This is a genomic window from Pseudomonas sp. HMSC057H01 (assembly GCF_001836405.1).
GTDB classification, from domain to species: Bacteria; Pseudomonadota; Gammaproteobacteria; order Pseudomonadales; family Pseudomonadaceae; genus Pseudomonas; species Pseudomonas aeruginosa.
The window spans coordinates 348,453-370,663 of the sequence record NZ_KV828379.1; the positions used below are offsets into that span (position 1 = coordinate 348,453).

The window sequence follows — 22,211 nt, forward strand, 5'->3', positions numbered from 1 at the left end:
CGCCTTATCATGCCGCCCATGCGTAACGATCCCTTCCAACGGCTCGGCCTCGATCGCGAGGTGCTGACCGTCAGCCAACTGAACCAGCGCGCCCGCCTGCTGCTGGAAGACGTGTTCCCGCAGGTCTGGGTCGAGGGCGAGCTGTCCAACCTCGCCCGGCCGGCCTCCGGCCATGTCTACTTCACCCTCAAGGACAGCAACGCGCAGATCCGCTGCGCGCTGTTCCGGCAGAACGCCCTGCGCGTACGCCAGGCCTTGCGCGACGGGCTGGCGGTAAAGGTGCGCGGGAAGATCTCGCTGTTCGAGGGACGCGGCGACTACCAGTTGATCGCCGATACCGTCGAGCCGGCCGGCGACGGCGCCCTGCGCCTGGCCTTCGAGGCATTGAAGGAAAAACTCGCCGGCGAAGGCCTGTTCGCCAGCGAACGCAAGCGTCCGCTGCCCGCCCATCCGCGCCGCATCGGTATCGTCAGTTCGCCCAGCGGGGCGGTGATCCGCGACATCATCAGCGTGTTTCGCCGCCGCGCACCGCAGGTCGAGCTGACCCTGGTGCCCACCGCAGTGCAGGGCCGCGAGGCCGTCGCGCAGATCGTCCGCGCGCTGCAACTGGCCGACCGGCAAGGCTTCGACGCGCTGATCCTGGCCCGGGGCGGCGGTTCCCTGGAAGACCTCTGGTGCTTCAACGAAGAAGCGGTGGCGCGCGCCGTGGCGGCCTGCGCCACGCCGATCGTCAGCGCGGTCGGCCACGAGACCGACGTATCGATCAGCGACTTCGTCGCCGACGTGCGCGCCCCGACGCCTTCGGCCGCCGCCGAACTGCTGGCGCCCAACGCCGGCGACCTGCAGCAGCGTCTCGACGGCCTGCGCCGGCGCCTGGTGCTGCGCATGCGCGACCAGTTGCTGCGCGAACGCCTGCGCCTGGAAGGCGTCGCCCGCCGCCTGCGCCATCCCGGAGAACGCCTGCGCCAGCAGGCGCAGCGCCTGGACGACCTGGACATGCGCCTGCGCCGTGCCTTCGAGCGCCATCTGGCGGTCCGCCACGAACGCCTGGTCCGCCTGGAGACGCGTCTCGCCGCACAGCATCCGGGCCGCACCCTGGCGCTGCTCCGGCAGAAGCTCGACAGCCTCGCCGCGCGCCTGCCGCGCGCCGCCCGCGAGGTACTGAAGGATCGTCGTCAGCACCTCGAAGGACTGGCGCAGACGCTCAACGTGGTCAGCCCGCTGGCGACCCTGGGCCGCGGCTACAGCATCCTCCTCGACGAGCGTGGCCGGGCGATCCGCGATGCCGGCCAGACCCAGCCGGGACAGCGCCTGAAGGCGCGCCTCGCGGAAGGCGAACTGGAGGTGCGGGTCGAGGACAACCACCGGACGCCGGTGACCCTGTCGCTGCTGGACTGAGCCGCGATGATCCGCCTCAGCCAACGGGCCCTGGCCTACCTCAACGAGGTGATCCACCACGGCTCTCTTCGCCGCGCCGCCCAGCACCTGAACATCGACCCCTCTGCCATCAGCCGGCAGCTCGCCAGCCTGGAGGAACATCTCGGCGTGCGCCTCCTGCAACGCACCCCGCAAGGCGTGGCGCCTACCGAGGCCGGCGAGCTGCTGGTGGCGCACTACCGCCAGCAACGGGCCAACGAAGAGGGCGTGCTGTCGCGTCTGTCGGCCCTGCAGGGGCTGCGCCAGGGCAAGGTGCGCCTGGCGGTCGGCGAGGGCTTCATCGCCGACCTGATCTCCCAGCCATTGCAGAGCTTCATCCTGCGCTACCCCGGCATCGAGCTGGAGGTCCGCATGGCCGGGGCCAACGAAGGCGTGGCGCTGGTCAAGGAAGACGCCGTCGACCTGGCCCTGGTCTACGCCCCGGTCGAGGACGGCGAACTGGACGTGCACGTCGACACCCGCCAGCCCCTCGACCTGATCATCCCCGCCAACCATGCCCTCGCCGGACACCGCGGCGCGGTGCCGATGCGCGCGCTGCGCAACGAGTCGCTGGCGTTGATCCACAACAGCACCGGCATGGGCCAACTGGCGGTGATCGCCGCCCAACTGGAGCGCATCGAGCTAAGGCCGAAGCTGCGCACCAACTCGGTGGCGGTGCTGACCAATTTCGTCAAGTCCGGCATCGGCGTGGCCTTCATGCCGGAGTTGACGGTCAGCCACGAGATCGAGGCCGGGCATATCCGTTGCCTGCCGCTGGCCCACCCGGCGCTGCGCGACGCCCGCGCGCGGATCGTCAGCCACAAGGGCCGCGAGCTGACCGTGGCGGCGATCGCCTGCCTGGAACACCTGCGCCGTGGCATGCGCTTCTTCAGTGGCGACGCGCCCGGGCTCTCGCAGCGCTGAGGCGTTGTCTTTTTCGCATCACGTCCGGACTTGAATAGTCAACGAGACAACGGCTAGCGTTGCTTCGCTTTCGTGCGAGCACCCGGCCCCGCGCCCCGACAAGAAGTGCCGCCGATCCCTCGACCGTTCGGACTGCCATAAGGAAAACAACATGCACACGAATCCGCGCCGCGGCCTCGCCCGCCGCTTCGCCGCCGGACTGCTGGCCGCCGCCCTGGGCCTGGGCGGCAGCCTCGCCCAGGCCGCCACCACCCTCAACCTGAGCTATAACGGCGCCGCCGACAGCGAGAAGAACCTGGTGCACCTGTTCGCCAGCAACCTCAAGCGCCTGGCCGAGGAAAAGAGCGGCGGCGAGCTGCAGTTCAAGCTCTACCCCAACAGCATGCTCGGCGAAGAGGAGCAGCGCATGGAACAGGTGATGACCGGCCCCGGCCTGAACATCGCCTCGTTCGCCGGGATCGCCCCGCTGTTCCCGGAGATCTACGTCAGCGCCACGCCCTTCATGTTCAAGGACGCCGCTGCGGCCCATGCCTTCTTCGATAGCGGCAGCTACTGGAAGGCCGCCCGCGAGGCCTTCCGCGAGCGCACCGGCACCGAGCTGCTGGCGGTGGTCGAGGAAGGCGGCTTCCTCAACTTCACCAACGGCAAGAAGCCGATCCACGGCCCGGCGGACTTCCAGGGCCTGCGCTTCCGCGCCATGGATCCCAGCCAGGTGGCGCTCTACGAAGCCTTCGGCGCCTCCGGCACGCCGATCCCCTGGACCGAGTTGTACATGGGCCTGCGCACCGGCGTCGCCGACGGCCAGATGAACCCGACCTCCTACATCATCCTCGGCAGCCTCTACCAGGTGCAGAAGTACCTGACCCTGGCCAACATCCAGTACTCCGACCAGTTCCTGGTGGCCAACGGCGATCTGCTCGCCAGCCTCCCGGCGAAGGCGCGCCAGGCCCTGCTCGACGCCGCCGCCGAAGCCACCCGGCTGAACCGCGAGGCGGTCGCCGCCCAGCAGGAGCACGACCTGGCGTTCCTCAAGGAAAAGGGCATGCAGATCATCCAGCCGTCCGCCGATGACCTCGCCGCCTTCCGCGAGAAAGGCCAGCCGTCCTACCTGGCCTGGCTGAAGACCCAGGACATCGAGCCGCGCTGGACCGAGATGGCCTTCCGCGACGCCGGTCTCGCCACCGCCCCCTGACCTTCGCGCGTTGCCCCCCGACGGCCGCTGCCGTCGGTCGGGCGCGCCTGTCCGACTTCCGGAGTACCTCCCATGCCGTCATTGCTCAAGGGCATGCGCGCCGCGTTGCTGAACCTCGCCACGCTGCTGTTGCTGCTCGACCTGGTCCTGCTCATCTACGGCGTGTTCGCCCGCTACCTGCTCGGCAGCTCGCCGATCTGGATGGACGAACTGGCCCGCTACCTCATCATCGGCGCAGTAATGCTGGCGCTCGGCGCGGTATGGATGGAAGGCGGGCACATGCGCGTCAATCTGCTGGAACAACGCCTGCCGCCGCGCCTGGCGCAGGTCCTCAGGCTCTACCAGTGGCTGCTGGCGCTGGCCTTCTTCGCCTTCGCTGCCTGGGTCAGCACCCGCTACGCGCTGAACGCCGGGCGCTTCCGCAGCCTCGGCCTGGGCGTCAGCCGCACCTGGCCGTTGCTCAGCCTGCCGCTCGGCTTCGGCCTGCTGACCCTCATGCTGTTGCTCCAGGGGCCCTGGCCGCGGCAGCCGGCCAGCACCACCGTCGAGGGAGGGACGCAGGCATGATGGCCATCGCCATGATCGCGGCCTTCGTGGTCAACCTCCTGCTCGGCCTGCCGCTGTTCCTCTGCCTGCTGCTCACCGCGCTGGTGGGGTTCCTCTTCGTCGACCCGGCGCTGTTCGCCAACACCCTGCCGCAGCGCTTCTTCGGCGGCATGGACATCTTCTCGCTGATGGCGATCCCGCTGTTCGTGCTGGCCGGCAACCTGATGAACCATTCCGGCATGACCCCGCGCCTGATGCGCCTGGCCAACGCCCTGGTCGGCCACTTCCGCGGCGGCCTCGGCCACGTCAACGTGGTCGCCGGGGTGTTCTTCGCCGGGGTCAACGGGTCCGCCGCGGCCGACGCTTCGGCACTCAGCACCCTGCTGGTGCCGGCCATGGAAAAGGAAGGCTACTCGCGGCGCTTCGCCGCCGGGCTGACCGCGGGCAGCTCGCTGATCGGTCCGATCATCCCGCCGAGCATCTTCATGATCCTCTACTCCTCGCTGACCAACACCTCGGTGGGCGAGCTGTTCCTCGCCGGGGTGATTCCCGGCCTGCTGCTGGCCGCCGCCTTCATGCTGCTGAACGCGGTGTACGCCTACCGCAACGGGCTGCAGGCGCGCCATGCGGCACCGGCCTGGGGCGAGATCCTGGCGGCACTGTCCGGCGCCCTGACCGCGCTGATCGCGCCGGTGATCATCGTCGCCGGAATCGTCCTGGGCCTGGTCACGCCCACCGAGTCGGGCGCCCTGATCGCCCTCTACGTGGCGCTGGTCGGCCTGCTCCAGCGCCAACTGAGCCTGGTCGGGCTGTGGAACTCGCTGCGCGAGACGGTACGCCTGACCGCCAGCATCTACGTGATCATCGCCGCCGCCTCGGTGGTCAACTGGTTGCTCAACTACGCCCAGGTCGCCAGCGAGTTCGCCCAGTTGCTGGAGCCGTTCGGCCACTCGCCGACCCTGATGCTGTTCATCATCAGTGCGGTGATCTTCGTCTGCGGCATGCTCATGGAGGAGGTCTCGGTACTGATGCTGCTGACACCGATAGTCGCTCCGGTGGCGCTGGCCGCCGGCGTGGATCCGGTGCACCTGGGGCTGATCTTCACCCTGAACATCACCATCGCCCTGATCACCCCACCAATGGGCGCCTGCCTGTTCATCGTGGCGACCATCAGCCGCCTCGATATCCTGGAAATGTTCAAGGGTATCTGGCCGTTCATCCTGCTGGCCCTGGGGGTACTCTCGCTGCTGATCCTGTTCCCCTCCCTGACCCTGTGGCTGCCACGCCTGCTCAATTGACACCATGACCGACTTCACCCAAGCCATCCCCGTTCTCCCGGAGCCCGACTGGCACGCCGTGGCCGGCATCCCCATCGTCGATGCCGGCACGCCGCTGGAGGCGCTCGGGCTGAGCCGTGACTTCAGCGTCTGGCCGGCCTACCACAAGCTCGGCATTCCTCACGCGATCCCGGAGTGCCACGCTCGCGGCGAGGTCTTCGAGCGTCTCCTGCGGGTCGCCGCCGCCCTCCCCGGCGGCGTGCGCCTGGTGGTGCTGGACGCCTGGCGGCCGTTCGCCGTGCAGCAGTATCTCTACGACAGCCTGTCCAGCGCCCTGGCCGCGCACTACCCACGGGCCGGCGAAGCCGAGCTGGAACGGCTCACCCGCCAGTTCGTCTCGCCGCCGAGCAGCAGCCGCGAGGCGCCCAGCCCGCATCTCACCGGCGGCGCGGTGGACGTCACCCTGTGCGACGCCCAGGGCCGCTGGCTGGACATGGGCAGCGCCTTCGACGAAGCCGTGCCGGCCTCCTACACCGCCTACTTCGAACGCCTGGCGGAGCCCGACGCGCGCCAGCGACGCGTCCGCGATCACCGTCGCCTGCTCTATCACGCGATGCTCGACGCCGGTTTCAGCAACCTGCCCAGCGAATGGTGGCACTACGATTTCGGCGACCAGCTCTGGGCCTGGCACACCGGCGCGACGCAGGCGCTGTTCGGCCCGGTACAGTTGCAGGCGATGGACGCGCTCTGGCGCCAGCAGTTGCAGAAGCGCCCCCCGGCGGACTAGGAGGCGAAGGCGCGCCGGTAGCCCAGCGGCGGCAGGCCGAACGCGGCGGAGAACTGCTGGCGCAACGACACCGCCGAACCGAAGCCGGCCAGCCCGGCGATCGCCTGCACCGAATGCTCGGTGGTTTCCAGCAGGCGCTGGGCCAGGGCCAGGCGTTCGGCCTGCAGCCACTGGCTGACGGTGGTGCCGGTGAGCTGGCGGAAATGCCGGGTGAAGGTCCGCCGGCTCATCAGCACCCGCTGTGCCAGGCTGTCCAGGCTGTGCGCCTGGTCGAGGTTCTGCCGCAGCCACACCAGCAGCTCGCCGAGACGGCCGTCCTGGGCACTGTCCGGCAGCGGCTGCTCGATGAACTGGGCCTGGCCGCCCTGTCGATGCGGCGCCACCACCAGGCGCCGGGCCAGGTGATTGGTAGTCTGCGCACCGAGCCGCTGGCGGACCAGGTGCAGACAGCAGTCGATGCCGGCGACGGTGCCTGCCGAGGTCAGCAGGCCGTCGTCCTCGATGTACAGCACGTCGGGCTCCACCCGCACCGCAGGGAAGCGCCCAGCGAAATCCTCCGCCCACATCCAGTGGGTGGTGGCGCGGCGACCGTCGAGCAACCCGGCCTCGGCCAGCACGAAGGCCCCCAGGCACAAGCCCACCAGTTGCGCACCGCGTGCACGGGCCGCGATCAACGCATCCAGCAGCGCTTGTGGCGGACGCTCGTGTGGATCGCGCCAGCTCGGCACGATCACGGTCTGCGCCTCGGCCAGCGCTTCCAGCCCGGCCTCGGCCTCGATGGTGAACCCCACCGTGGTTCGCAGCCGGCCCGGCTCGGCGGCGCAGACACGCAGGTCGAAGGCCTGCGCGCAAGGGTCGTAGCACTCCTGGCCGAACACCAGGCAGGGCACCGACAGGTGGAACGGACTGATGCGGTCGAAGGCCACCACGGCCACGGACTGGCGGGACATGCGCACCTCGGTGGGTATGAGCGGGTTGGCCCGATTCTAGCGAAAGTTGTCTCTCAGGCCACTCACTCGCTACGCCGCACCGGGACCAGAATCCGACTCACCCACTCAGGAGGAAACGCCATGTCCACACGTCAACCCAAACGCGCCTTGCTGGTCATCGACGTACAGAACGAATACGTCAGCGGCAACCTGCGTATCGAATTTCCCGCCATCCAATCGTCGCTGGAACGTATCGGCGCCGCCATGGATGCCGCCTACGCGGCGGGCATCCCGATCGTCGTGGTGCAGCACCTGGCGCCGGCGGACTCGCCGTTGTTCGCGCGCGGCAGCCGGCAGGCCGAGCTGCACGAGGTGGTCGCCTCGCGGCCCTACCAGCGCAAGGTGGAAAAGCAACTGGCCAGTTCCTTCGTCGGCACCGGGCTGGCCGACTGGCTGCGCGAACGCGACATCGACACCCTCGCCGTGGTCGGCTACATGACCCAGCACTGCGACGACTCGACCATCCGCCAGGCGATCCACGAAGGCTGGCAAGTGGAATACCTGCACGACGCCAGCGGCTCGGTGCCCTACCGCAACCGCGCCGGCCAGGCCAGCGCGGAAGAGATCCACCGGATCTTCGGCATCGTCCTGCAGTCCTCCTTCGCCGCCGTGCTCAGCACCGAGGAATGGCTGGAAAGCCTCGCCGGCCGGCACGTTCCGGAACGCGACAACATCTACGACTCCAACCAGCGGGCCCTGGCCAACCGCTGAAACGACGCCGCCCCGTACGCGGGGCGGCGAGCGCTCAACCGACCAGCGAGCCACGCGCCGGCAACGGCTTCCAGCCCGGAAACTCGCGCAGCCGCGGGTCAGGCACCGCGCAATAGGCGAATGTCCAGTTCGGCGCCGGCAGGTCCAGGCGCTCCAGCGGCACGCGCGTGCCGGCGCCGGCCTGCGGCGCCTTCCAGTCCTGGGTGATGTGCGCACCGCCCTGGCTGGCCAGGAGGATGCCGCGGTTGGCGCTGGTGTCGTCCACCGTCCAACGCGCGGCGGAGGCGTCCATCAGCACCTCCAGATGCTCGTCGGTCACCTTGGCGCCGAACGGCGACTGCAACAGCCAGCAGTACAGGCGCAGGTGCATCGCCCAGTTCCAGGCGGCCTTCTGCTCGGCCGCCCATTGCAGGAAACCGCGGAGGATGGTCAGGCCATCCGGCGGATCGATCTTCAGCAGTTCCGGGCAAAGGTCGTAGAGATGGTGCCAGGCGCTGCTCAGGCGCTTGTTGAGCTGGTCCGGACGCAGGGTGGAGTTCTTCGGCGGCAGGCCGGGAGCCACCACCAGGCCGGTCTGCGCCGGCAAGGGATATCTGTTGCTGTTCATGCTCTGAACCTCGCACGCAAAGGCGGGGCGCCGGGCGCCCCTGCTCGACACGGCGCTCAGTGGCCGTGCTGCTCGTGCCCGCCCTGTTCGGCCGGCGCCTTGGACTCGACGACGATTTCCACCGGCACGTCGCCGGCCTTGCGGAAATGCAGCGTCAGCGGGAAGCGCTCGCCGGCCACCAGTGGCTGCTTCAGGCCCATCAGCATCAGGTGGTAGCCGCCGGGAGCGAAGCGCAGGTCCTTGCCTGGTGCGACGTCGACGCTGTCGACTTTCTGCATGCTCATCATGCCGTTCTTGTGCACATGCTCGTGCACCTCGGCGGAAGCCGCGCGCGGCGTGTCGGCGCCAAGCAGGGTGTCGTTTTCCTTGCCGTGGTTCTGCACCACGAAGTAGGCCGCGCCGTTCGGCGAGGTCGGCGGCAGGGCCAGCGCCCAGGGATGCTCGATGTGCAGTTGGCCGGCGCTGTACTCGTGGGCCTGGGCGAAAGCGGAAACGGCCAGCAGGGCCGCGGCAGCGAAGAAGGATGTGCGCATGGTGACTCTCCAGTAGCGTATGACCGGTCTTTTTCCGTCGGACCGGCGATTCCATGGGGAAGCTAGGGTATTGCGCCGCGACCTGCCCCGACCCGAAGGTCCAGGTTGTCGAAGGCGCGGGGGAGGAGTCAGGCGACAGGAGAGGCGCGCGGATTGGCGAGGCGCCAATAGCGCAGGGGAGGCAGGTCGGTGGCGGAGAAGGCGTTACGGGCCGGGCCGGCCAGCGGCGCCAGCGGCAATGCCGGCCAGGAGGCGACCAGTCCGGGCGTGCCGGCGGCGCCGGCGCAGCAGCAGAGGTGCGGGGCCAGGCTCTCGTGGTCGTCGGGAAGATCGATGTCCTTGAGCGCGGCGCTCAGCTTCAGGCGCAGCAGCGAATCGGACGAGGTGCTGCAGAAGCCGCCGAGCAGCAACGAGGCGCGCTCCTGCGTCGTCAGCGCCTGCGAAAGCGGCACCACGAACAGGTTCATCAGCACGGCCAGGCTGGCCAGCCAGGCCACGGGGCGCCGTGACAGGGGCATCGTCGGTTCTCCGGAGAATGGGCCCTTTATGCCTGAGCGCGGGGCAAAAGTAAAAACGCCAGGCGCGACAGAGTGCCGCAGGTGAAAACGTTTGCAACCCTTGCGGGCTTTCCCCCGCCGCGCTCTTCCGCCAGCATAGACGGCTTTGACGCCCGACGAGTCGAGAAGCCGATGCCCCGCACCCTAGCCTTCGTTTCCACGCTGTTGCTCGCCGCTTTCTGCGCCCTGCCCGCCCAAGCCGACAGCTTCATCATGCGCCTGCTGAACAAGCCGGTGCCCGGCGGGGTGGCGGTGGTCGACCTCGGCGAGGAAGGCCCGCCGCCGCGGGCCTTCTACCAGGGCAAGCCGGTGCTGGTGGTGCGCGAGGAAGGCCGCCGCTGGATCGCCGTGGTCGGCATCCCGCTGAGCACCAAGCCCGGCCCGCAGAAGCTGGAAGTGCGGGCGGCGACCGGCAACCACGAGGAACGCTTCAGCGTCGGCAGCAAGCACTACCGCGAGCAGCGCATCACCCTGAAGAACAAGCGCCAGGTCAATCCGCTGCCGGAAGACCTCAAGCGCATCGAGCGCGAACTCGCCGAGCAGACCGCCGCCTACCGCCGCTTCAGTCCCGGCCTGCCCAGCAACCTGATGCTCGACAAGCCGGTCGACGGTCCGCTCTCCAGCCCCTTCGGCCTGCGCCGCTTCTTCAACGGCGAAGAGCGCAACCCGCATTCCGGTCTAGACTTCGCGGTACCGGCCGGTACGCCGATCAAGGCGCCGGCGGCCGGCAAGGTGATCCTCATCGGCGACTACTTCTTCAATGGCAAGACGGTGTTCGTCGACCATGGCCAGGGCTTCATCAGCATGTTCTGCCACCTGTCGAAGATCGACGTGAAGCTCGGCCAGCAGGTGCCGCGCGGCGGCGTACTCGGCAAGGTCGGCGCCACCGGCAGGGCCACCGGACCGCACATGCACTGGAACGTCAGCCTGAACGACGCGCGGGTCGACCCGGCGATCTTCATCGGTGCCTTCCAGCCCTGAGAAGTGAGCAACGCGGCGCCGGCTGAGGTCAGAAGGAACAGGGGGCGCGTCGATGCGCCCCTTTCATGACCAAGGGAGACACCGCATGACTCACCCGCTTCGCCTGCTCTGGCTGTGCTCGGCACTGTTCGTGGTCCTCGGCCTGGGCTTCGTCTTCTTCCCCGGCCCGCTCGCCTCCCTGCTCACCAGCGGCGAACCGCTCACCCCCGCCGCCCTCACCGACCTGCGCGCCAGCTACGGCGGCACCAGCTTCGGCATCGGCCTGCTGCTCGGCTATGCCGCCCTGCGCCCCCGCTACCTGGTGCTCGGCCTGCTCGCCGCCCTGGCGGTGATCGCCAGCGGCGGCGCGGCGCGTCTCTACGGTGTGCTGATCGACGCCTCGCCGGCGCTAACCACCTTCCTCTGGCTCGGCGCCGAGGCGCTGCTCTGCGTGCTGTTGCTGGCGGCACTCTGGAAGACCCGCCAGCTCGACCTCGACTGAGCGCCGGACAGCAGGTCTCAAGCCAGGACCCGGCGAACCGCCGGCAGCCGCGACAGCACCAGCCAGTCCAGCGCCCAGACCAGCAGGAGCGAGGCCCCCACCAACGGGAAGGCCACGCCCAGCGCCAGCATGATGGCGATGCCGGTCTTCCAGCGCGGCAGCTCGTGGCGCAGCGGCGGCACGCCAAGGCGTCCGGCCGGCTTGCGCTTCCACCAGATCCACAGGCCGCTCGCCGAGCTGAGCAGGATCGCCAGGCAGACCGCGAGCATCAGCAACTGATTGCCCAGGCCGAAGAGCTTGCCTTCGTGCAGCACGACGCCCATCTGCACGCTCCTCGCCACCGCGTTGTAGTCCTGCCAACGCACGTCGGCGAGAACCTTGCCGCTGTACTGGTCGATGTGCAGGGTGGCGTCGTGGCGCGGATCGTCGGGGAACACGGAAATCGTGTAGACCCCCTCCATCCCGCTCGGCAGGGCGATCCCGTAGCCCGCCGCCACGCCGCGCTCGCGGGCGATATCCACCACCCTTTGCAGAGGGATGCCCGCCGGCATCGGCATGTCCATCGGCATCGCGTGCCCGGCCTGGGCGGAATGCCCGCGATGCTCGGCATGGGCGTCGGCCGCCGGCGGCTGCGAGCGCGGCAGCGGAGTGTTCTCCAGCGGCCAGGGCACCTGCTGGCGCGACGCGCTGTTGAGGCTACCGGCCTGCATGTCGGAGGTCGGCACATCGTTCCACATCGCCGCCGGGAAGCGGTTCCAGACATCGGCGAACTGCTTGCCCCAGTAGCCGGTCCAGGTCATCCCGCTGAGCAGCATGAACAGCAACAGCAGGCTGCCCCAGAACCCGGCGACCACATGTAAATCGCGCCACAGCGGTCGTCCGCGCAGGTGCAGGCGCGGCCAGAACAGCGCGCTCGCCGCCCGCCCGCGCGGCCACCACAGATAGAGACCGGAGACCACCAGGACGATGCCCCAGCCGGCGGCCAGCTCGATCAGCCGGTCGCCGACGGTCCCGACCATCAGCTCGCCATGCAGTGCCCGGGCCACCGCCTGGAGATTCAGTTGCGCATCCTGGCGGCCGAGTTCGCGTCCGCTGTAGGGATCGACGAAGAGGTTCCATTGCCTGCCCTCTTCGCCAATCACGAATTGCGCGCTGCGCCCCGCCTCGCTCGGCGGCAGGTACTGGCTGACGGCGGCCTGCGGGTGCGCCTGGCGCACCCCGGCGAGCAACTGGTCGGCGCTGCGCATCTGCGCACCGGCTTCGACCCGCAGCAGTTGCGGATAGAGCAGCGCATCCAGTTGCGGCTTGAACAGGTAGACGATTCCGGTCAGCGCCAGCAGGATCATGAAGGGCGCGACGAACAGGCCGGCGTAGAAATGCCAGCGCCAGGCCAGCGCGTAGAAGTCACGGCCGTTCTTTTCGTTCGATTGCATGGATCACCTCATCGGAGCGCACGTAGGCAAGGCGGGCCCCGCTGGACGGGGCCTCGTTGAAGGTTCAGAAGCTGAAGTCGACCTTGGTCCAGAAGGTCCGGCCCGGCTCTGGAACCGTTTCGTTGGCGGAGAAACCGAAGCCGGCGTCGCCGGCCTTGTTCAGGTGCTCGGTGTAATCCTTGTCGAACAGGTTATCGACACCGGCGCTCAGCTTGACGTTGCGAGTCACCCGGTAGGCGCCGTTGAGCGAGAAGACGCCGAAGCCGGCGCTCTTGTCGAAGTCCTTGCCGACCACGTTGCCCTGGTCCCTGGCGATACGATTCTGCGGCGCGACCACCCGCCACAGGCTGCCGGCACTCCAGTCGCCTTCCTCGTAGGTCAGGCCGAAGCGCGCTTCCAGCGGCGGGATCTGCGGCAGCGCGCGGTCGTCCGAGCTGTTCTTGCCCCAGGCATAGGCCAGGCTGGCGTCGGTCTTCCAGTTGCCGGTGAGCTGGTAGGAAGCGCCCAGCTCGCCGCCCATGATCCGCGCGTCGACGTTGGTCGCCTGGGTCGAGGAGCCCATCATGCCCTCGCGATAGCTGAACAGGATGAAGTCCTGGACCACCCCGACGTAGCCGGAGGCCCAGGCCTGCAGCTTGTCGCCGTTGTACTGGAGGCCGAAGTCGAGCTGGGTGGTCTTTTCCGGCTTGATCTTGTCGAAGGCGTTGACCGACCCGTTCGGCCCGCGCTTGGGCGAGAACAGCTCCCAGTAGTCGGGGAAGCGCTCGGCATGGCCAAGGCCGGCGTAGAGGGTGGTCGGCGAGTCGGCAAGGTCATGCTCGTAGCGCACGAAGCCGCTGGGCAAGGTATCGGCGCGGGTGTCGTTGGCCGTCGGGTTGGCCATGGCGTGGCCCATGTGCCCGGACTTCAGGGTCTGCCGGTAGTCCTTGACCGAGGCGCGGTCCAGGCGCAACCCGCCGATCAGCCGGTCGCGCTCGGCGGCGAACCAGGTCAGTTCGCCGAAGGCCCCGTAGTTGTGGAACACCGCGTCCTTGCTCCAGGGGAACTGGTCGGCGTCGGTGTAGTAGTCGGTCATCATGTCGTACTTGGAGCCGCGCGCGCGGTGCTCGTTGCGCATGGCGTCGACCCCGGTGACCAGCTTGAAGTCGTCCCAGCGCCAGGTGGCCGCCAGGCGACCGCCGAGGGTGCGTCGGTCCACCTGGGACGCCATCGGCATGGGCATCATGCTGGACGGGTCGGGAGTGCGCAGGCGGAAGTTGTCCATGATGTGGTCGGCGTAGTTGTAGTAGACCTGCGCCTCGACCTTCTCCAGCACATCGCTGACGTTCGATTTGACGAAGCGCAGGCCCAGGCTCTCGCGCTTGAACTGCGAGCCGTCCATGCCGCGCCCGGCGTAACGTGCCTCGCCGTCGCCCTTGCCGGCGGTGAGTTCGATCAGGGTGTCCTCGTCGGGGGTCCAGCCGACCGCGACGTCGCCGTTCCACTTCTTCCAGCGCGACGGCACGGTATTCCCGGCGCCGTCCTCGTAATCGTCGGACTGCGCGTGGTTGCCGGTGAAGCGCAGGTAGCCGAGCCGGTTGCCGGCGGCGGCGTCCAGCACCTTGTCGAAGCGGCCATTGGAGCCGGCCAGCAGGCTGGCGTTGACCCGCGAGCCGAGTTCGCCGAAGCGCTCCGGCTCACGCTCGAAGAGGATCGTCCCGGCCGACGCGCCCGGCCCCCAGAGCACCGTCTGCGGGCCCTTGATCACGGTGAGCTTGTCGTAGGTTTCCGGCGAGATGTAGGAGGTCGGCGCGTCCATCCGGTTCGGACAGGCACCGAGCATCATGCCGCCGTTGGTGAGGATGTTCAGGCGCGAACCGAACATCCCGCGCAGCACCGGGTCGCCGTTGCTGCCGCCGTTGCGGATCACCGCGAAGCCGGGAATGGTCTTCAGGTAGTCGGCCCCATCGCTGGCCGGTACCGGTTGGCGCGGCTCCTTGGGATTGGTGACGATGGTCAGCGGCGAACTCTGGGCGACTCCGGTGACCACGCTCGGCGCCAGCTCCACGGCGTGATCCTGGTGCTGGGAGTGCTCCTCGGCCAGGAGCGCCGACGGAGACAGGGCCAGGCCGCACAGTGCGGCGAAGGCTCCCGCCCAGCGGCGGCGTTGTGCGAGACGGGCAGGGTCGAAGCTGAAAGCGGCGGTCGGGCAGGCGTTGCCGGCCGCTCGTTGTTGAGTAGACATACGTTTTTCCATGATCTATGTGACTTCCGCCCCGCCCCCACGGCGAGCAGGCACCCGGCCAGGCTCGCGTCACCGGCGCGGCGAAGACGCGCCGGTGCCCCCAGGAAGCGGCGGCTATCGGATTGAAAGAGGTCAGGCGATCAGGAACGGCGGCGCACGGGTACGGGCGCCGGGAAACACCGGCGAGGCGACGAACGCCTCGTTCAGGAAAGCGACGGCGGGCGCCGTCGCGAAGGGAACGGAGAACAGCGCCAGGCAGGCGTCTTCGGTGAGCGGCGGGCTGTGGAACAACAGGCTGCAATAACCGCACTTCTCCCAGAGCACGTCGCTGGCCAGGCGATTGCCTTCCTCGCCGCCCATCCCCGGCATGCCGGCATGGACGACGGAGCGCTGGGCATCGGAACAGCCGGCATGGGCCATGTCGCCATGGTCCATGTTCTCGTGGGACATGCCTTCGTGGCCCATCCCCACGCCCATCGGCATCGGGTGGTCCATCGGCATCGACTGGGAGATCAACGGCCCGACGAAGATCATCAGCATGGCGAACAGAGCCAGCCATGCACCGATGCCTTGTCGTTTCAGAGTGGTCGCCACCTGCGACTCCCGCCGTCTTGAATGAAGACCACCGCGTAGCGGGCCGGATGGCCGCTCGCGCCGGGTCATGCCGAAAAGAAGAATGCGCCTGTCGTTATACGCCCCCAGGCACGGGGAACGAAATGATCGCACAAGGGCGGCTGGCTCTTCTGCGGCATGGGGCCGCAGAATTTTCCATTGCGGAGAGCGTGCCGGCGGCGCAATCGAGGACAAGCTTTCACCGCCGAGAAAGAATAAAAACCCACAAAAGCCGCACAAATGGGAAATTCTACTAATTTTCCTTTAATGCTTGCCATTCAAATGCAGTCTCACTAGTGTGGTACGCATGAAAACACCACACACCCTCATCCTGCTCCGCCAACACGCCTGCCTGTGCCTGGTCAGCCCGCGACTGCGTGGCTGAGCGACGCTTCTCTTCATCTCGTCACTGCGTTCGCCTGGCCCCGCCGGCCCAGGAACCGACTCCAAAGGATTAGCCCCATGAGCATGTTGAAAGACCCTTCGCAGAAATACCGCCCATTCCCGGCCATCAATCTGCCCGACCGCACCTGGCCGTCGAAGACCATCACCGAGGTGCCGATCTGGTGCAGTTCCGACCTGCGCGACGGCAACCAGTCGCTGATCGAACCGATGGACGCGGCGAAGAAGATGCGGTTCTTCAAGACCCTGGTGCAGGTCGGCCTGAAGCAGATCGAAGTGGCCTTCCCGTCGGCTTCCGATACCGACTTCAACTTCGTCCGCGAGTTGATCGAAGGCAACCACATCCCGGACGACGTCACCATCCAGGTGCTGACCCAGGCCCGCGAAGACCTGATCACCCGCACCTTCGAATCCCTGCGCGGGGCGAAGAAGGCCATCGTCCACGTCTACAACGCCACCGCCCCGTCGTTCCGCCGCATCGTCTTCAACCAGGACAAGCAGGGCGTCGTGGACATCGCCACCAACGCCGCGAAACTGATCAAGAAGCTGGCCGCCGAGCAGCCGGATACCCAGTGGTCGTTCCAGTACTCGCCGGAAATCTTCAGCTCTACCGAGCTGGAGTTCTCGGTGGAGGTCTGCAACGCGGTGATCGACGTCTGGCAACCGACCCCGGACAACAAGATCATCCTCAACCTGCCGGCCACCGTGGAGTGCGCCACGCCGAACGTCTACGCCGACCAGATCGAATGGTTCGGCCGCCACGTCGACAAGCGTGACAGCGTGATCATCAGCCTGCACACCCACAACGACCGAGGCACCGGCGTGGCCGCCACCGAGCTGGGCCTGATGGCCGGCGCCGACCGCGTCGAAGGTTGCCTGTTCGGCAACGGCGAGCGCACCGGCAACGTCGACCTGGTGACCCTGGCCTTGAACATGTACACCCAGGGCCTGCATCCGCAACTGGACTTCTCCGACATCGACGCGGTGCGCAAGGTGGTCGAAGAGTGCAACCAGTTGCCGGTCCACCCGCGCCATCCATATGTCGGCGACCTGGTCCATACCGCTTTCTCCGGCTCGCACCAGGATGCCATTCGCAAGGGCTTCGCCCAGCAGAAGGAAGACGCGATCTGGGAAGTGCCGTACCTGCCGATCGATCCGGCCGACATCGGCCGCGACTACGAAGCGGTGATCCGGGTCAACAGCCAGTCCGGCAAGGGCGGCATCACCTTCCTGCTCGAACAGGAGTACGGCATCAGCCTGCCGCGGCGCATGCAGATCGAGTTCAGCCAGGTAGTGCAAGGCGAGACCGACCGTCTCGGCCTGGAAATGACCGCACAACAGATCTACTCGCTGCTGGAAAACGAATACCTCAAGGCGACCTCGCCCTACGTCCTCGCCAGCCATCGCCTGCAGGAAGAGAACGGCACCAGCGCCGTCGACCTGGAAGTCTCCTTCGACGGCGAGAAGCAGCACTGGCGCGGGATCGGCAAGGGACCGCTGGAAGCCTTGGTGGCCGCCCTGCCGGTCAAGGCGGAAATCATGGACTACCATGAGCACGCCATCGGCGCCGGCGCCAATGCCAAGGCCGCGGCCTATATCGAGATCCGCCTGGAGGGCCAGCGCCCGCTGCACGGCATCGGCATCGACGAGAACATCACCACCGCCAGCTTCCGCGCCCTGTTCAGCGCGCTGAACCGCGCGGTGACCCAGGCCGAGGCCAAGGCGGCCTGACCGGCACGGAAGGGAAAAAGGGAGCCAGGCGGCTCCCTTTTTTCATGGGCATCTTTCAGCTGAGTCGCTTCACTCATCCTCGCCGCTGGCGCTGACCGCTCCCAGGCAACGGAGCTGGTACGCCCCCTCCCCTGTGGTCAGGCGCCAGGTCTCGCCATCGGCCTGGGGCTCGGCTTCCATCACCGCGTTGTAGGAAAAACGCCACTCGCGACGGGTGCGTCCATCCAGGCTTTCCACCGCCAGCACCCAGTCTTCGCTGGCGAACGGCTGGTCGGCTTCCGCCGCCAGGTCCGCCTGGTCCAGCAGGTTCTCGTTGAGTTCGAAGCGCCAGGCGTGCAGACCGTCGATCTCGAGCATGTCGGCGGTTTCCAGTTCATCGAGCAGGTAGCGTTGTGTAGTCATGGCCAGTCATCGCGGATAAAGAACTCATGATAAGGCAAAGCGCGGGCGGCCCCTCACACCACCAGCATCACCACCGGGATCGCTACCGACAGGACCACCAACATGAACAGCAGGCCGATCCCCGCCGCCCGCCAGTTGGAAATGAACGCTCCGCCCGCTGCCTTGTGGCTGTCCAGGGCCGGACCGAAGGCTGATTTGGCGTAGTAGACCATGCCGAATATCTGCGCCACCGTGAAGCCGATCGAGGGGATGTTCTCCGGCAGTATCGCGCCCAGGACCGGCAGCAGGACGAACAGACCGAGGCCGACCAGCCAGGTTTTCCCGACTTCCTGCGCCCGTCCCAGGCGACGGAGATTCACCGCCGCGAGGAAGGCGCCGGCCAGGGGCGTGCCGATGAAGGTACCCAGACCGATCGCGGAAAGCCTGTACAACGGCTCGACATGGGTGGCGTCAGGCTCGTCCAGGCGGGCCTCCGGCGGGCGGAACGGATTCTCGGTGTCGCTGTTCATGCGTGTGCTCCCTGCGGATATTTACTGAAGCTTTACCAGGGCCGGCATTGGAAAATCCCGGCAACCGGCAGAGTCTATAGGACGCTGCGCGCCGGCTGAACATTCCGCGCCCGCCGGGAGTCACAGCAAGACGTGCGAACGAAAGCGCCCACACAGGACCGCACTCAGGAGGGATGACGCATGACCACACGCAAACTCGGCAACTCTGGCCTGGAGATACCGGCACTGGTATTCGGCGGCAACGTCTTCGGCTGGACTGCCGACGAAAGCACCTCCTTCAGGCTGCTGGACGCCCTGCTCGACGCCGGCCTGAACTGCATCGACACCGCCGACGTCTATTCGCGCTGGGTTCCCGGGCACCAGGGCGGCGAGTCGGAAACCCTCATCGGCAAGTGGCTGAAACGCACCGGCAAACGCGACCGCATGGTGATCGCCAGCAAGGTCGGGATGGACATGGGCAATGGCCACAAAGGCCTATCCGCCGCCTATATCGAGCAGGCCCTGGAGCGCTCGCTACGACGCCTGCAGACCGACTACCTGGACCTCTACCAGTCGCACACCGACGATCCCCACACCGACCTGGAGGAAACCCTTTCCACCTATGGCGAACTGATCAAGAAAGGCAAGGTACGGGTCATCGGCGCCTCCAACTACGACGCCCGGCGCCTCCTCGAAGCGCGCCAGGTCAGCGCCCGGCTTAACCTGCCGAGCTACCAGAGCCTGCAACCCGAATACAACCTGTACGATCGCGCCGACTACGAGACCAACCTGGAGCCGACGGTGGAAGAACTCGGTATCGGGGTGATCAGCTACTACTCGCTGGCCAGCGGCTTCCTCAGCGGCAAGTACCGCAACCAGGCCGACACCGCCGGGCGAGCCCGGGGAGAGAAGGTGAAGGGTTATCTCAACGAGCGCGGCGTGGCCATCCTCGCGGCGCTCGACGAAGTGGCCGAGCAGTACAACGCCAACCCGACCCAGGTCGCCCTGGCCTGGCTCATCGCTCGCCCGACGGTGACCGCGCCGATCGCCAGCGCCACCAGCCTGGAACAGCTCGACGACCTGATCGCCGCCACCCACCTGAAGCTCGACGAACAGGCGATCCACCGCCTGGACAGCGCCAGCGCCTATTGACCGACCTGCCGTCGAGGGCGGCCTCGCCCCGTTGAGTGGAGCGGATAACCGTATCGCGGCTATCCGCTCCGCATCGACGGGAAAACCTTAGCTGAAGCGCGCCAGCAGCGAACCGATGTCCAGGTCGCCCTGCGGCGCCTGGCCGTCCGGCGTCAGCTTGTTGACCAGTTCCGGCAGCAGGCTGCTCAGGTGTTCGGCCGCCTCGCCCTGGCTGACTCCGGCGGAGTCCGCCAGTTGCTGCAATTGACCGTCGCCGAAGACCCGGGAAATGTCCGCCGCCGACACCGACTGGTTCGGCCCAGCGCCGATCCAGGAATTCAGGGCATCGCCCAGGCCTGCGTTCTGGAGCATCTGGAACAATCCGCCGAGTCCGCCCAGGGAGCCGGCCTCCACGCCCGGCGCCGCCTGCCCGGCACCGCCCGCGGCGCCACCGAGCAGATCGCCGAGGACGCCACCCAGCCCGCCGCTCGCAGCCCCGCCGCCAGCGCCACCAAGGATGCTGCCCAGCGAACCGAGCAGACCACCGCCATCGCCACCGCCCTGTGCCGCACCGCCCTGGCGCGACATCAGCATGGTCACCAGCCCGATCAACAGGGCCACTTTCGGATCGCGAGCACCTCCCTGTCCTTCAGAGCCACCCAGCGCCGAACCGAGAATCGAATCGAGCAGTCCCATTGGCCTTCCTCCTGATCTGATGCCCACGGCGCGGCGCCGCGGGATACGGGTAACTCCATTCCCGGCACTGCGCCATCATGCGCAGCGCCGGGTCATGGCCTCGGACATCGACCGGAAGCGGACGTTCCGGCACTCAAGGATGGATTTCGAAGCGATCCGCGTCCATGTAGGCCGGGAAACGCTGGCGATAGGCCGCCAGTGCCGCCGCGTCCAGCCGGACGCGGAACACGCCGTCGGCGTCCGCCGCGTTGAACAGGCTGTCGCCCTGGAAGTCCAGGACCTGGCTATCCCCAGCGTAGCGCAAGGCGTTGCCGTCTTCGCCGATACGGTTCACCGCCACCACGTAGCAAAGGTTCTCGATCGCCCGCGCCGGCAGCAGGCGGTTCCAGTGCTGTCGACGAGGCGCGGGCCAGTTGGCGGTGTAGAGCAACAGGTCGGTGTCGTGCGGGTCGCGGCTCCACACCGGGAAACGCAGGTCGTAGCAGATCAACGGGCGCACCCGCCAGCCCTTGAGTTCGAACAGTTCCTGGCGTTCGCCGGGACTGTAGTGCTCGTGTTCGCCGGCCATGCGGAACAGATGGCGCTTGTCGTAGTGCAGCATCTCGCCGTCCGGGCGCGCCCAGAGCAGGCGATTGCGATGGCTACCGTCGGCGAGCTGGACGATCAGGCTGCCGGTGACCACCGCACCAAGGCGCCGGGCCTGCTCCAGCAGCCAGGCATGGGTCGGCCCCAGCTCGGGCTCGGCCTGCTCGGCCGAAGCCATGCTGAAACCCGTGGTGAACATCTCCGGGAGGACCACCAGGTCGGCGCCGGCGGCGCTCTCCAGCAGGGCGGCGAAATGCTCGCGGTTGGCCTGGGCGTCGTGCCAGGCCAGGGAGGATTGGACCAGGGCGATGTCCAGGTCCGGCAGAACCGTCAGATCGCGCATAGCTTTTCCGCTGCCTGACGCAGCGTCTCCTCGCGTTTGGCGTAACAGAACCGGACCAGCCGCATGGCGTCCGGCGCCTTTTCATAAAACACCGAAACCGGGATCGCCGCCACTCCGTGTTCGCGGGTCAGCCACTCGGCCATGGCCACGTCGTCCAGGTCCGGACGGACGGCCGAATAGTCCACGCACTGGAAGTAGGTGCCCGGCGCACGGGTGAAACGGAAGCGAGAGTCCAACAGCAGGTCGCAGAACAGGTCGCGCTTGGCCTGGTAGAAACCGGGCAATTGCCGCAAATGTTCGGGATGGCCGGCCATGTAGTCCGCCAATGCCCATTGCAGCGGCGTGACGCCACAGAAGTTGACGTACTGGTGGACCTTGCGCAGCTCCGCGCTGAGCGCAGGCGGCGCGACCACGTAGCCGGTCTTCCAGCCGGTGACGTGGTAGGTCTTGCCGAACGAGCTGACCACGAAGGAGCGCGGATACAACTCCTCGTGGGACAGCACGCTGGTATGGGCGACACCGTCGAACACCAGGTGCTCGTAGACCTCGTCGCTGATCAGGTAGATATCCCGGTCGCGGATCAACGCGGCCAGGCGGTCCAGTTCCTCGCGGCTGATCAGCGCGCCGCTGGGGTTGTGCGGGGTATTGATGATGACCAGCCGGGTACGCGGCCCGATGGCCTCGGCCATGCGCTGCCAGTCGATGGAGAAGTCCGGCAGCGCCAGCGGCACGTGCACGCAACGCCCGCCGGCGAGTTGCACGGAGGGTTCGTAGCTGTCGTAGGACGGGTCGAGTACCACCACTTCGTCGCCCGGATGGACCAGCGCCTGGATCGCGCTGAAGATCGCCTCGGTCGCCCCCGGCGTGATGGTCACCTCGCTGTCGGCGCTCACCCGGCGTCCATAGAACTGCTCGATCTTCTTCGCCACCTGCTCGCGCAGGGCCGGCAAGCCGGTCATCGGCGCGTACTGGTTGTGCCCGGCGGCGATATGCCGGCCTACCGCCTCGCGCAGCTCCGGCGGACCGTCGAAATCGGGAAAGCCCTGGGAGAGGTTGATCGCGCCACACTCGGCGGCCAGTTGCGACATGCGGGTGAAGATGGTGGTGCCGACATTCGGCAGCTTGCTCTGAATCATCGGGACTTCCTGCAGAGACTCGCCGGA

At 67.6% G+C, this 22,211-nt stretch carries 23 protein-coding genes; 11 read left to right on the top strand and 12 right to left on the bottom strand.

All coding sequences use genetic code 11. The annotated features are described in order from the left end of the window. Positions 1 to 18: 18 nt before the first annotated feature. The 6 genes from xseA to HMPREF2581_RS02065 all read left to right on the top strand — a co-directional run bounded on the left by xseA (position 19) and on the right by HMPREF2581_RS02065 (position 6,142). Positions 19 to 1,398, top strand: a complete 1,380-nt coding sequence (xseA, locus tag HMPREF2581_RS02040) for an exodeoxyribonuclease VII large subunit (RefSeq protein ID WP_003137871.1) — start codon at positions 19 to 21, stop codon at positions 1,396 to 1,398. Between the two features lie 6 nt (positions 1,399 to 1,404). Further along, the gene (locus tag HMPREF2581_RS02045) at positions 1,405 to 2,340 is read left to right on the top strand and encodes a LysR family transcriptional regulator (RefSeq protein ID WP_003092728.1); all 936 of its coding nucleotides are present in this window, start codon (positions 1,405 to 1,407) and stop codon (positions 2,338 to 2,340) included. A 151-nt stretch (positions 2,341 to 2,491) separates the two neighbouring features. After that, a complete protein-coding gene (gene dctP / locus HMPREF2581_RS02050) occupies positions 2,492 to 3,532 on the top strand; it encodes a TRAP transporter substrate-binding protein (protein WP_003092730.1) in 1,041 nt (346 codons plus the stop codon). A gap of 72 nt (positions 3,533 to 3,604) precedes the next feature. Next, on the top strand, positions 3,605 to 4,099 hold the full coding sequence (locus tag HMPREF2581_RS02055; protein ID WP_003092732.1) for a TRAP transporter small permease: 495 nt from the start codon (positions 3,605 to 3,607) through the stop codon (positions 4,097 to 4,099). Continuing rightward, a complete protein-coding gene (locus tag HMPREF2581_RS02060) occupies positions 4,096 to 5,376 on the top strand; it encodes a TRAP transporter large permease (RefSeq protein WP_003092733.1) in 1,281 nt (426 codons plus the stop codon). The genes HMPREF2581_RS02055 and HMPREF2581_RS02060 overlap by 4 nt, the downstream gene beginning before the upstream one ends. Positions 5,377 to 5,380: 4 nt before the next feature. Further along, positions 5,381 to 6,142, top strand: a complete 762-nt coding sequence (locus HMPREF2581_RS02065; RefSeq protein WP_016254291.1) for a M15 family metallopeptidase — start codon at positions 5,381 to 5,383, stop codon at positions 6,140 to 6,142. Here HMPREF2581_RS02065 and HMPREF2581_RS02070 read toward each other — a convergent pair. Beyond that, on the bottom strand, positions 6,139 to 7,092 hold the full coding sequence (locus tag HMPREF2581_RS02070; RefSeq protein ID WP_003137870.1) for a GlxA family transcriptional regulator: 954 nt from the start codon (positions 7,090 to 7,092) through the stop codon (positions 6,139 to 6,141). The genes HMPREF2581_RS02065 and HMPREF2581_RS02070 overlap by 4 nt on opposite strands. 120 nt (positions 7,093 to 7,212) lie before the next feature. Here HMPREF2581_RS02070 and HMPREF2581_RS02075 point away from each other — a divergent pair, with 120 nt between their 5' ends. Continuing rightward, positions 7,213 to 7,842, top strand: coding sequence for a cysteine hydrolase family protein (locus tag HMPREF2581_RS02075; RefSeq protein ID WP_003137868.1), 630 nt, complete (start codon positions 7,213 to 7,215; stop codon positions 7,840 to 7,842). Positions 7,843 to 7,876: 34 nt separating this feature from the next. Here HMPREF2581_RS02075 and HMPREF2581_RS02080 read toward each other — a convergent pair whose 3' ends face one another. The 3 genes from HMPREF2581_RS02080 to HMPREF2581_RS02090 all read right to left on the bottom strand — a co-directional run bounded on the left by HMPREF2581_RS02080 (position 7,877) and on the right by HMPREF2581_RS02090 (position 9,500). Then, on the bottom strand, positions 7,877 to 8,449 hold the full coding sequence (locus HMPREF2581_RS02080; RefSeq protein ID WP_003092738.1) for a putative natural product biosynthesis protein: 573 nt from the start codon (positions 8,447 to 8,449) through the stop codon (positions 7,877 to 7,879). Positions 8,450 to 8,505: 56 nt separating this feature from the next. Then, positions 8,506 to 8,982: a copper chaperone PCu(A)C gene (locus HMPREF2581_RS02085; RefSeq protein WP_003109794.1), complete on the bottom strand. Its 477-nt coding sequence runs from the start codon at positions 8,980 to 8,982 to the stop codon at positions 8,506 to 8,508. A gap of 128 nt (positions 8,983 to 9,110) precedes the next feature. Beyond that, positions 9,111 to 9,500: a DUF2946 family protein gene (locus HMPREF2581_RS02090; RefSeq protein ID WP_003137865.1), complete on the bottom strand. Its 390-nt coding sequence runs from the start codon at positions 9,498 to 9,500 to the stop codon at positions 9,111 to 9,113. A 171-nt stretch (positions 9,501 to 9,671) separates the two neighbouring features. Between HMPREF2581_RS02090 and HMPREF2581_RS02095 the strand changes: the two genes are divergently transcribed. Both HMPREF2581_RS02095 and HMPREF2581_RS02100 read left to right on the top strand, forming a co-directional pair. Then, complete coding sequence (locus tag HMPREF2581_RS02095; protein ID WP_003092745.1) at positions 9,672 to 10,520, top strand: M23 family metallopeptidase; 849 nt, start codon at positions 9,672 to 9,674, stop codon at positions 10,518 to 10,520. An 85-nt stretch (positions 10,521 to 10,605) separates the two neighbouring features. Continuing rightward, positions 10,606 to 11,001: a DUF4345 domain-containing protein gene (locus tag HMPREF2581_RS02100; protein ID WP_003092748.1), complete on the top strand. Its 396-nt coding sequence runs from the start codon at positions 10,606 to 10,608 to the stop codon at positions 10,999 to 11,001. Positions 11,002 to 11,018: 17 nt separating this feature from the next. Here HMPREF2581_RS02100 and HMPREF2581_RS02105 read toward each other — a convergent pair whose 3' ends face one another. The 3 genes from HMPREF2581_RS02105 to HMPREF2581_RS02115 all read right to left on the bottom strand — a co-directional run bounded on the left by HMPREF2581_RS02105 (position 11,019) and on the right by HMPREF2581_RS02115 (position 15,252). Then, the gene (locus HMPREF2581_RS02105) at positions 11,019 to 12,434 is read right to left on the bottom strand and encodes a PepSY-associated TM helix domain-containing protein (RefSeq protein ID WP_003092750.1); all 1,416 of its coding nucleotides are present in this window, start codon (positions 12,432 to 12,434) and stop codon (positions 11,019 to 11,021) included. 64 nt (positions 12,435 to 12,498) lie between these two features. Next, complete coding sequence (locus HMPREF2581_RS02110; protein ID WP_003119294.1) at positions 12,499 to 14,670, bottom strand: TonB-dependent copper receptor; 2,172 nt, start codon at positions 14,668 to 14,670, stop codon at positions 12,499 to 12,501. Between the two features lie 120 nt (positions 14,671 to 14,790). Further along, positions 14,791 to 15,252 (bottom strand): DUF2946 domain-containing protein, encoded by a 462-nt coding sequence (locus HMPREF2581_RS02115; protein ID WP_003092760.1) that lies wholly within the window; start codon positions 15,250 to 15,252, stop codon positions 14,791 to 14,793. Positions 15,253 to 15,732: 480 nt separating this feature from the next. Here HMPREF2581_RS02115 and leuA point away from each other — a divergent pair, with 480 nt between their 5' ends. Further along, positions 15,733 to 17,403 (top strand): 2-isopropylmalate synthase, encoded by a 1,671-nt coding sequence (gene leuA / locus HMPREF2581_RS02120; RefSeq protein ID WP_003092766.1) that lies wholly within the window; start codon positions 15,733 to 15,735, stop codon positions 17,401 to 17,403. Positions 17,404 to 17,472: 69 nt separating this feature from the next. Here the strand turns inward: leuA and HMPREF2581_RS02125 are convergent, their stop codons facing one another. Next, positions 17,473 to 17,805 carry a DUF5629 family protein gene (locus HMPREF2581_RS02125; RefSeq protein ID WP_003137861.1) on the bottom strand — a complete coding sequence of 111 codons (333 nt, stop codon included), beginning with the start codon at positions 17,803 to 17,805 and terminating at the stop codon, positions 17,473 to 17,475. 53 nt (positions 17,806 to 17,858) lie between these two features. Then, positions 17,859 to 18,314, bottom strand: a complete 456-nt coding sequence (locus tag HMPREF2581_RS02130) for a hypothetical protein (protein ID WP_003092773.1) — start codon at positions 18,312 to 18,314, stop codon at positions 17,859 to 17,861. Positions 18,315 to 18,494: 180 nt separating this feature from the next. On the opposite strand from HMPREF2581_RS02130, the gene HMPREF2581_RS02135 reads away from it, so the two are divergent. After that, entirely contained in the window at positions 18,495 to 19,445 is a 951-nt protein-coding gene (locus HMPREF2581_RS02135; protein WP_003107361.1) for an aldo/keto reductase, read from the top strand. Between the two features lie 87 nt (positions 19,446 to 19,532). Here HMPREF2581_RS02135 and HMPREF2581_RS02140 read toward each other — a convergent pair whose 3' ends face one another. From HMPREF2581_RS02140 to HMPREF2581_RS02150, 3 genes are all read right to left on the bottom strand, one after another. Next, complete coding sequence (locus HMPREF2581_RS02140; RefSeq protein ID WP_003109785.1) at positions 19,533 to 20,120, bottom strand: YidB family protein; 588 nt, start codon at positions 20,118 to 20,120, stop codon at positions 19,533 to 19,535. A 133-nt stretch (positions 20,121 to 20,253) separates the two neighbouring features. Next, positions 20,254 to 21,048, bottom strand: coding sequence for an amidohydrolase (locus HMPREF2581_RS02145; protein WP_003092781.1), 795 nt, complete (start codon positions 21,046 to 21,048; stop codon positions 20,254 to 20,256). Beyond that, on the bottom strand, positions 21,036 to 22,184 hold the full coding sequence (locus HMPREF2581_RS02150) for a pyridoxal phosphate-dependent aminotransferase (RefSeq protein WP_003137858.1): 1,149 nt from the start codon (positions 22,182 to 22,184) through the stop codon (positions 21,036 to 21,038). The genes HMPREF2581_RS02145 and HMPREF2581_RS02150 overlap by 13 nt, the downstream gene beginning before the upstream one ends. Positions 22,185 to 22,211: the final 27 nt, after the last annotated feature.